General features: G+C 45.7%; 1 protein-coding gene. It reads right to left on the bottom strand.

The window, feature by feature from the left end; genetic code table 11:
* Nucleotides 1-7 precede the first annotated feature (7 nt).
* The gene (locus KHQ79_RS09010) at nucleotides 8-11,956 is read right to left on the bottom strand and encodes a non-ribosomal peptide synthetase/type I polyketide synthase (protein ID WP_225514906.1); all 11,949 of its coding nucleotides are present in this window, start codon (nucleotides 11,954-11,956) and stop codon (nucleotides 8-10) included.
* Nucleotides 11,957-11,972 lie beyond the last annotated feature (16 nt).

Raw genomic sequence — 11,972 nt, 5'->3', positions numbered from 1 at the left:
CTTTTCCCTAAAAGTTCAATTGAATAGAATCAAGCATGTTCTCTTGTTCCTCATAGCTGCCGCTCAATCCGATATGTTCAATTAGAATGCTTGGTTGTTCTAAAATCGCGGATAGAATGTGTAAGTAGTCGTTTGATAAAGCCTCGATTCTGCTTTTCTTAAACAGTTTTTTCGAATATTCAAACAGGCCTTGGTAGTTGTCTTGGTCCGCCTGAATCGACAAGGTCAAATCGAATTTGGCAACCGGATGATGAAACTGATACGGCTTGAGCTGAAGGGAATCGAGTGTCAATTCAGCGTGATCGAGATTTTGCAGCACAAACATCGTATCGAACAAAGGATTGCGGCTTGGATCTTTCGAAAGATGTAAATGCTGAATCAATTCTTCTAACGGGTAGTCTTGATTTTTATAGGCATTCAGCATGTTTTCCTTTACTTCGTTTAAGTAGGCATCAAATGTTTTACGGCCCGCCGGCTGATTGCGGATGACTAACGTATTGACGAACATTCCCACGACCGACTCCACATCCAAATGATTCCGCCCGGCAGATGGCGTTCCTACGACAATATCCTCTTGACCGCTGTATTTGGATAAAAGAATCGTATAAGCTGCCAATAAAATCATATACAGTGTTGCTCCTGTGTTTTCTTCCATTTGGCTTAAGCCTTGTTTCAAGTGTTCCGGTATAACAAATTCAAAGGATTCGCCTTCGTAATCGCGTACGGCAGGCCGCTCGTAATCCGCAGGGATGTCCAGTACAGGAATGTCATCACGAAACTGATCCAGCCAGTACGCTTCCTGACTCTTGATATTCCGTTTCTGAATATCTGATTGCTGCCAAACTGCATAGTCTTTATATTGAACAGAAAGCGGATCGGGTTCGTTCCCCTCGTAGAGCCGGCTTAAATCTTTCATCAGAATGTTGACGGATACGCCGTCAGAAATGATATGATGCATATCAACCACAAGCACATGCCGCGCAGGTTCTAGTTCAATCAGTGCGGCCCGCATCAGCGGCGGTTTGGCTAAATCAAACGCTTGGATGAAATCAAGCACACGATCGTCCGCTTCTTCTTCGCTTGCTTGAATTCGTTCTATTGTAAATTCGACGTTCTGATGAATACGCTGTGCCGGTTCGCCTTCATATAATTCAAAGCTGGTCCGCAAAGCTTCATGACGCTCGATTAATTTTTGGAAAGCGGCGTTTAACCGGTCAGGATCAATCGACCCTTCCACTCTCATGGCACCCGTCATATTGTAAGTCAGCTCGCCGCCCTCTGCGTGACTTAACAAATACATTCGCCTTTGAGCTGAAGAAACTGGATAATAGGACATTTCCTTTGCGGCCGGGATCGGTGTATATCGATTTTTGTTCATGTGTAACGCCTTGTCAGCCAATTGTTCAATGGTAGGAAACTTGAATATGTCTTTTAGCGTCAGGTTTACATCCAGCTCTTTATGAATTCTGGCGGCTAAGGCCGCCGCGCGAATGGAATTTCCTCCGAGATCAAAGAAATTATGTTTGATCCCCGCACGGCTTATTCCGAGCACTTCCTGCCATAAATCTGTCAGTTTGGACTCCACCTCATTGCCCGGCGGAACATATTCAGCTGTCTGTTGCAGACTTGCTTCGGGTGCGGGCAGTGCTTTACGGTTTATTTTCCCGTTGGACGTTAATGGCATATGCTCAAGATGGACAAAATAGGACGGAACCATGTAGCCCGGGAGCTCCGATGACAATTGTTCCCTAAGCTGCCCAGCCGCTATAGGTTTGTCGCTTATGTAATACGCGCACAATTGTATTAAGCCGTCTTCTGCTTCTTCGGCTGTAACAGCGGCTTTTTGCACCGCTTCCACGTTATGCATCGCTGCTTCGATTTCACCAAGTTCGATTCGGTGACCCCTGATTTTGACTTGTTCATCGATGCGTCCCACATATACAAGATTTCCATCCCTCAATCGCTTAGCCAAGTCCCCTGATTTGTACATCTTCGCTCCCGGGATATACGGGTTATCAACGAACTTCTCTGCCGTTAAATCTGGGCGATTCCAATACCCTCTGGCAACACCGGGTCCGCTGATATACATTTCACCGATTACCCCGATCGGAACCAGGTTTCTGCTTGCATCCATCACATAAATGTCCGTGTTGGCAGCCGCAGTGCCGATCGGTACAGATTCCCGGTTGTCCCGTTTTGGGTCGTAACGGTAAATCATACATCCGACGACAGTTTCCGTCGGCCCGTATTCATTGAAAATGTCCAGCCGGCCTTTAAACTGCTCGCTGACACTTTTGGCCAGACGGGTGCTTAAATTTTCTCCGCCCACAATCATTTTCCGTATTGTGGTGCCGCCTGCTATATTCATCTCCTTGATTACATGCAAATGTGCCGGGGTCAATTTGATTATGTCGATTCTTGAGTCCTGCATAATCGCAGAAAGCACAGCGCTTTTGTCTTCTCCGTCGTAGACAATGATGGTATTTCCCGTCACCAGCGGTGTAAATATCGAAGTCACCGTCAGGTCAAAAGAAATAGAGGAGTATAATGGGAAGTTGGTTTTCTCTCCTGTCACATAAACTTCTTTCGCCCACCAAATATAATTGGCCAGCCCCTGGTGCTCAATGAGTACACCTTTCGGATTTCCAGTGGAACCAGACGTATAGATCATGTAGGCCAAATCATGCGCATTGCTGAATAATTCAAGATTTGAGCGGTCTTCATGATAAGAGTTTCCCTCATCCAAAAGCACAACTTCACCATCATAAGGTAATCGATCTTGCAGGTTGTGGTGTGTCAACACAATCTTCGCTTTTGAATCCCTCAGCATATAATGGATCCGGTCCTCCGGATACTCAGGGTCAATGGGCACGTATGCGCCGCCGGATTTCAGCACAGCCAAAATTCCAACAACCAGCTCGATACAATGCGGAGAGAGGATGGCAACGAATTGATCCGCTTGTATGCCTTTTCTCCGTAACGTTCGCGCCAATTGGTTTGCCCGTTCATTGAGCTGTCTGTACGTATACCGCTCATTGCCAAAAATAACGGCTTCATGATCAGGCCGCTGTTCCGCCTGAATTTCAAACCATCGAGAAACCGTTTCGTTATGCGGATACGACGTCTTTGTGTCATTCAACTCCGTCAGCAATTGATACCGTTCGGTTTCAGACAGCATAGGAATGGAAGACAACGTCATCTCCGGCTGCTTAACAAGGTTGTGTAAAATGCTGATATAGTGTTTTGTGATCTGTTCAATAATTTCTTGTTCAAACTGTCCCTGTTTAAAATCAAAATGCATCTCTATCTGTTGCCTGGCATCTTCGACCGTCAGCATCAAATCATATAAAGAGACTCCGGGGTTTCGCTCTTTCACCTTAAATGTACATTCATTGTGCGTTATTTCATGAAATTCAATATTTTGAAACACAAACATCGTGTTAAACAGTGATTTTCCTGTTGTTTCCCGCTGTACATTTAATTTTTCAACCAGCCGGTCGAATGGATAGTCTTGGTTTTCGAAAGCGTCAAGCGTCTGCCGCTTTACTTCTTCCAGATAATCCGTAAACTTTCTATTGGCGTGCGGCTTCGTCCGGATTCCGATGGTTTGAATGAAAATACCGATGATATTTTCGACATCCGGATGATTTCTTCCTGAAGCAGGCGTGCCTACGACAATGTCTTCTTGTCCTGTATATTTATGAAGCAGCACTTTGTAGGCGGCCAGAAGCACCGTATAAAGGGTCGTTCCCGCCTTTTGCGCCAGATCTTGCAGCGAACGGATTACATTCGGCCGCAGAGAGCACGTCACCCGCTGCCCCTCGGAAGACCGTACCGCCGCTTTTGAACCATCTGTCGGCAGTTGAAGAACCGGGATTTCTTCTTGAAATTGTTCCAGCCAATATGTCTCCTGCTGTTTCATGGCATCCTCATTCAGCCATTGGTTCTGCCATTCTGCGAAATCTTTATATTCAAATTCAATGTCCGGTAATGGTTTCCGATGATATAAGGCCAGCAATTCATTTGTAAGGATGTTGATGGAATAACCGTCCGAAATGATATGATGCATATCAATGAGCAGCTCGGCCTGCCCGTTATCAATCTTGATCAGCTCCGCGCGAACCAAAGGAGCTTGTTCCAAGCGAAATGGTTTTACGAACCGGTCTGCATAGTCATCAAATTCGTCCCGGCTCATTGTCCGAACATGAACGTTAACATCAACTTCGTTTTCAAGTTTCTGGACAATTTCGCCGTCTGAGATTTCAAAATACGTGCGAAACGCTTCATGCCGTTGCATGACTTGCTGAAGAGAAGAAATCAGGGCCTGCTCATCGTACTGCCCTATAATTGATATTTGGCCGAACATATTTTGAGCCAATTGATCCGGTTCCATTTGGTGAAGGAAATATACTCTTTGCTGCGCCGGTGATGTCGGATAATGCGCTTTTTTCTCAGCAGCCTTCATCGGGAGGTACATGACTTTCTTTTCATTCTCAATGAAACGTGCTAATTCCTTAACAGTCTGGTGATTGAAAAATTGTCCGATGGAAACTTTTTGATGAAATGTCTTCTGAACTTTGGAAAGCATCAGCGTCGCTTGGAGTGAGTTTCCTCCCAGAGCCAGGAAGCGATCTGATCTTCCAACCCGCTCAAGGCCGAAAAGTTCCTCCCAAATCTGCGCCAGCTGTCGCTCCGTTTCATTTACCGGCGCCTCGTAGGCGTCAGCAAAGTTTGTCGTTTTGCTTACTATTGAAGAGACCCGCTGCTGGTGTTCGGCATACAGTTCTTGTAAATCTTGCTGTTCTTCATCGGAAAACATCATCAGGGCGTCAAGAGGGACAGAATCCTCCTCAACCATTTTTTGCAGCAATTTCGTAAAGCCCGCTCCCCACTTTTTCATGATTTCCGGACTGATGACGTTCGTTTTAAAGTCGAAATCAAGAACATATTCTTCATTCGTGTCTGTTATGTTAAGAAATAAATCGTACAGCATGCGTTTCACCGGGTATGCAATGGGCTCCGCCTCCGCCTTTCCGAAATGCAGCTTTCGAAAAGGCCTGTCCAAATTAAAGATAATACGCATATCCGGCACTTGATCGTGCGGAAGCTGTCTGGCTACCAGTGTCATCGGAACAGCTTGATGCTGCATGGCGTGATTCACGTTTTCTTTCATATTGCCAAGATAACCGGATAAAGTGCTTTCTGAAGAAGACGTGTTCTTCACAGGAATCATATTGACGCAATTTCCAATCAGAGCATGATGTTTCATATGCGATTGACCTGCTGCAGGAATCCCGATCATAAGACCCGTCTGTTTGGTCAGCTGGTGCAGAAAAAGATGAAATGCGCCCAGCATCGTCACAAATACACTATTTTTCATCCGAATACTTAATGATTTTAAAGCCTCGCTTAAAGGCCGTCCAAGCCTGATAGTACATCTGTCTCCCTCATATCCGTTAGGATAACGGGCGGAAGCGACGCTCGGCAGGACTGCCTGCTGTATCGGTTCAGAGAAATGATGCCGCCAATAACGGACGCCTTCTTCATAGTGGCCGCTATCAATCTGCGCCTGCTGCCAGTCTAAATATTGACGAAACGAAGGAGCAGCCTCTTTTGGCAGAAACGGTTTTCCTTGTACAATTGCTGTATAGTTGCTCTCCAGCTCTTGAATAAAAACAGCGATTGACCATCCATCGGCAATGACATGATGGAACGTGAGCACAATCAGATGTTCATCTTGAGTCGATGTAAGCACATGGATTCTAAACAAGGGTTTTTGTTCATGAAAATGAAATGGCCGCTTGGCATCTTCTGTTAGCCAATTCTGCATTTCCAACTCCCGTTGCTCATCCGGATGACCGGTAAAATCAATGACAGGAATGTCTATATTTATCCGTTCCTGCACCTGCTGTACCTCGTCATCCACATGAATCACCGTACGTAAAGCCTCGTGGCGGTCGATGATATGCTGCACGGCTTGTTTTAACTGCGGATGCTGCAGTTCACCCTCCACTTTTAGCATAATGGACTGGTTTAAAGCTGCAGAAGCTCCATTCCCATAATGGGATGCCATAACCAATTGTTTTTGTTCAGGTGAAAGCTCGTACGTCCCGGATTTTTTATGGCTGCCGTCGTTAGGGGAATCCGGGCCTTCCGGGATAAATCCGCCTCGGCGAAGATCCTTCACCGTGTCTTTAACGGCTTGAATGATATGTTCAATATCATCCGCGCTATGCGCAGCAGACAAGAAGCAGTTGCGTCCTTCCCATACATAGACCCCTTTATAATTGAGATGGTAAAAGAACAAGTCGTTATCAAGCGATGAGACAAAACGGAATAAAGAACCGAATTGAACCATACGGATAGGCACTTGCGATTGTTCAAAGTAGCGATTTAACTGATCGACCAGGGAGGTAGTGTTTTGATTTAGCTGCTCATACAGGTGTTCTCCCTCGGTTTGTAAATGGTGAAGCACGGCTAATGACATTCTCATGGTAAGCGGGTGAGTATTGAAGGTGCCGGCCACAAACGTGCGTTTCGCCTCATCCTGTGGATAGGAGTCGTCCCCATACTGCCAGGTTCCCCCGTCGATCGCATTCATGAACTCAGCTTTTCCGGCAACTATCCCTAACGGCTGTCCGCCGCCGATGATTTTTCCGTAGGTCACCAAATCGGCTTGAATGCCGAACCATTCCTGCGCGCCGCCGAGACCGATCCGAAATCCGGTAATAATTTCATCCATAATCAGGGCTGTCCCGGATTGCTGCGTGATTGCCCGCAGTTCTTTCAAAAATGCTCCCGGCTGCAAATCCGGCCTGCGGCTTTGTACAGGTTCCACCAATACGGCTGCCAATTCATCTCCAAGACTGCGAATCACATCGAGTGAATCTGGATTGTTGTAATGCAAAATAATCAAATCATCCATAAAGCTCTGCAGTATGCCCGGAGCAAGCGGATTCGCAGACGCAGCTCCACCTTTTGTACTGGCAACCCCTAATACGCCGTCAAACGTACCGTGATAAGAGCCTGAGAACGCCACAACTTTCTTTCTTCCTGTTGCCGCCCTTGCCAAACGAAGGGCAACCATGACGGCTTCTGTTCCGGAATTATAGAAAGCGACCCTTTCTACCCCGGTACATGTGCGGATTCGATCAGCAACTTCACCGGCGACATCCGACATCGGGCCGAGCGGAGGCAATGATGAACGGATTGAATCATCGATAACCTGTGTAATAAAGGGCGGATGATGCCCGAAAAGATTAACCCCGAATCCCATGGTGATATCGATATATTCGTTTCCATCAATATCCCACATCTTGGAACCGTCAGAACGTTGGGCAATAATCGGGTACACGATTTCCTTCCAGTATGAACGGAAACTGGACAAGTTGCGGTTGTTTGCATGAGCAAATCGGGTTTTGTCCGTATATTGTTTGGAACCTTTCGTTTTATCTGCGTATTTCCCAATGAAATCTTCTAAATATCGTCTTTGCTGTGCGGTATAGTGTCCCTGTTCATACAGGTTCTGGGGCTGAAAAGGAACATAGGGTTTCGCTTCTTGAGCCAATTTCTTTTCTGCAGTGACGGTCGGCGTCCCTTGCTTGACAGAAGGAATTGATTTTTCTAGCGCTTTAGCGTAGTCTTTCACATCGGAATGATGTCCGCTGTTTCTCAGCAAATTAAAGCTATTTAATTGAGCCTGCAAGGTATCCTGAATTAATTGATTCTGAGAAGCGATTATTTTTTCGAGCATGTGCTCTTGATGCTCTTCTCTGTGACCAGATTCAGGCTGTGTTTCTGAAATGACCAATTTTTCCTCCGCCGGAACATTCTCTTGAGCCGGTGCGGATGCAAAGGACGATGGAGCGGTATCAGCCAAGTAATCTATGACACTTTGGAGGTTGTTCATCGTATCGAAAAAACGATCCATCGGGATGTCTACACCAAATTCGTCAGCGATGGCTTTTTTGACCTGTGACAGCATGATGGAATCCATTCCGAGCCCGATAAAATGCGCATTCAAATCGAGTTCATCCGCTCTGATTCCCGAAGCATTGCCGATTACAGTTTTCAGAAAGGATTCAATATGCGCCTTCGTTTGATTGATATTCATTGCCGCTTCTCCTCTCTCTCCGTCCTCGTTTAAGCGCAAATGGTCAGCTTCAGCCCAGCAGCGGTTTCGTTCAAACGGATATAAGGGCAATGGCGTTTTTTGTACAGTTTCACCGGCATAAAGCGCGCGCCAATCTATAACGGCTCCTTGCACAAATAATTCGGCGGCGCGATTCAGCCATGTGATTCGTTCATCATGCGTACGCATACACTGCTCAATCAGATCAGCAGCTTGTTTATTCAGCTCTTCTTTATGAGCAGGCAGCATTTCCTTCAAGTTCTTATAACCAATGTGTACCCCGGGAAGATGGCTGTCTCCTTGAACCACGGAGGTCAGCTTGTCACATAATTCTTGCTTACTGAATACAACCATGGCCATACCATGATCCAATTGAGCCCTTCCTGTACTGGCTGTATAGCAAATGGACTTCAATGAAGCTTGGCTGCCATCCGATACATATTGCCGATACTGCTGTGCGAGTTCATAGAGTGAATTTTCAGTATGAGCGGATAAAACAAATAGATGCGGCTCATTTTCGTCCGCGAGTGCTTCCTCACTTTGAGAAATATATTCTTCCAACACCACATGAGCATTCGTTCCGCTAAAACCGAACGAGCTGACTCCGCCCCGCAGCGGCTCATCCCCGGATGTGAACTCCGCAACTTCCTGATTTACATAAAACGGTGAAGAGTGAAAATGGATGAACGGATTGGGTTCATTAAAGTGGGCTAACGGCGGGTTTTTCTTTTGATTCAGCATGAGGACAGATTTGATCAGCCCAACGACGCCTGCCGCTTCAAACAAATGACCGATGTTCGATTTAACAGAACCAATCGCACAAAATTGTTTTTTTGCCGTATACTTTTCAAATGCTTTACAAAGCCCGTTAAATTCAACCGGATCTCCAAGCTTGGTTCCGGTGCCATGCGCTTCGATGAATGACAGCGTTTCAGGAGCAATGCCCGCGTCTTTCCAGGCCGTTTCAATGACCTCAGTCTGAGCTGCCGGGTTCGGTGCAGTAATCCCGGCGGTTGTTCCGTCTTGATTCATCGCGCTCCCTTTGATTACGCCGTAAATATGGTCTCCGTCGCGAACCGCATCCTGCAAAGGTTTTAATAGGACTGCCGCCGCGCCTTCACCTGAGCCCGTGCCGTCTGAATCTTTGCTGAACGTTTTCGTGTATCCGTCCGAAGATTCCATATCAAGTCCGATACGCATCGGCAAGAGCGATGTCCGGATACCTCCGGCAATAGCCATTACACACTCGCCAGAATTTAAAGATTTGCACGCCATATGAACGGCAGCAAGCGATGAAGAACAAGCTGTATCCACTGTGACCGCCGGCCCTTTTAGATTTAAGAAATAAGCGATTCGGCTGGCTAACACTGAAGGAAGATTGCCTACAATATATTGATGAAGTTCCTCCGGATAATTGGCAGAAAGGAGGCGTTCATAATCGTAGCCCACCTTCGAGTACCCTGCATATACCCCGACCCGACTCCCGTTCATGCTGTTTCCGGCATAGCCCGCATCTTCCATCGCATGCCATGCAGACTGCAAAAACAGTCTTTGATTTGGATCCATAAACTGAGCCGTTTTAGGAGCTAAACCGAAGAACGAATAATCAAAGCGGTCGATTTCATCTAAATAGCCACCTTTAACAAACTGATTCTCATTGAATTCACTTTGGATGGACTTTAAATAATCCGCCGCATCTTTCAGCCGAGATGCAGGGTATTCTCGAATGCTGTGCTCTCCTTTTTCAAGCAGATTCCAAAAATCGCTTTTAGTCGATGCTCCCGGGACATTGAGCGACATTCCGATAATGGCAATGTCTTTCGGCGACATTTGGCTTCGCTTCTCTGTCACATAATGCTTGATTTCAGCATGGTTTTCAGACAGAAATGCCGCTAAATCAGTGATGGAAGGATACGTAAAGAGGTCGGAAACGGCAAGCTCGCGCCCAAATTTCTGTTCTATGCACTCAGCAATCTGCGATAACTGTAATGAATTTGCTCCCATATCAAAATAACTATCAGTGAGGTGAACCTTTCTTCCATCGAGAACCTCAGAAAAGATAGACAGCAATTCCGTTTCTATCTCATGAATCGGCGTCTGTCCGGATTTTTCAGGGCTGCTCTCCAAAAATTCATTGATGGCGGCAGACTCTATCGAAAAATTCCCTGCCTCATACTGTCTGGCCAGTTCATATCGCTTAACCTTTCCGCTGGTTGTTTTTGGAAGCTTCCGGATTGGAAGGACTTCTTTTATGTTCCAGCCGCCCCGCTTGTACAAATACTTTTTAATCTCTTTGACAAGCGGTGCAAATTTTTCAGGTGATTTTTTGAAAACAACAAAGAGCACGATTTCTCCGCTTCGCGTCTTTTGATCATATACACCGCAGGCGGCAACCCTTCCTAAGTCAACCTCTTCCATTTCAATCGCGACCCGTTCAATATCGTGAGGGTAGATATTTTTTCCGTTCACGAAAATAATGTCCTTTTCTCTTCCGGTTACGACTAAGTTACCACTTTCACTAATGAACCCAAGGTCTCCTGTTTTTACCCAGCCGTCAGAAGTCAACGCTCTGTCCGTACTTTCGGGGTTGTTATAATACCCTTGCGTCACATTGTCTCCTTTGATCTGGATATGGCCGATGATTCCGTCTTCTGCTCTTTCATTTTCTCCGTTGGAGATTCGAATCTGACAATAGTCAATAGGCTGTCCCACTTCGACGAATGAAGCGCAATTTTGATCTTCTTTGCTGACTTTTACAGCTCTTTCGCCGAGGTTTAAATGATCGCGATGCAAATAAACGGGGACGAATTCTTCGCCTGTTTTAGAGAACGTTGCGCCGACTGAAGCTTCCGCTAAACCGTAAACATTTAAAATGGCGGATCTTTTCATATTGAATGTTGCGCATCTTTTTAAAAATTCGTCACATAGCTCCGGCAATATCGGTTCTGCACCGTTTGCAATGACTCTGATATGGGATAAATCCCAGTCTGGTTCGTTTTTCAGAAATTTAAGGAAGTAGTTGTATCCGAAATTAGGAGAGGATAGAATGCTGGTTTTATGTTCATGAGCTTTTTTCATCCAAAGGATAGGTCTACGAATAAATAATTCTGTAGGCATTAGATTTTGATTGATTCCGACTAAGAAGGGAACAAGGTGGCAGGCGATAAGCCCCATATCATGCGTTAAAGGCATCCAAGATAAGAAAGAGTCTTTCGAATCAATGGACAGAGCATTCCGAATGGCACACGTGTTATGTATTAAGTTGTGATGCGTTAACATGACTCCTTTTGGATGTCCTGTCGATCCTGAAGAAAATTGGATAAAGGCCAGTTCATCCGCATCAGGTTCATATATAGAAGCGGGGTAATCGTAGGTTTGATCTTGAATAATGTCAGATTTCTCGTTTAATTGATGATGAAAATCTTGTAAATCGTGTTCTGCGGCGTATTTCTTTATTTTATCCAATACTTTCTCAGAGGCAATCAGATACGGATGATTTAATATATTCCAAATGCGCCAGACCTTCAGCTTATGGTCATCATCTTCTCCGATACTGACCGGTACCGGGATCATTCCTCCTAATAAACAAGCCCAAAAAGCAACGACAAATGATTTGTTTTCTTGGATTTGAAATACAATTTCCTGCTTCGGCTGAATGCCGATATGCTGTAAATAGCCAAGAAACCCCTGTGCCTCATCAAACAATTGGCGGTAAGAGACAACTGTCTCTTTTTTATCGGATTCGATAAAACGGATCCCGCGATCAGAGATATTGCTTCTTTCCCGAATGACATCGACTAAGGTTTGGAATTGACTGGTATACATAGGTCCCCTCCTGGGC

Source organism: Bacillus sp. TSO22 (genome assembly GCF_020223595.1).
Lineage (GTDB): Bacteria > Bacillota > Bacilli > Bacillales > Bacillaceae > Bacillus > Bacillus inaquosorum.
Note: the sequence above shows the minus strand (reverse complement) of the source record. Positions and strands in the feature narration are given on the sequence as shown.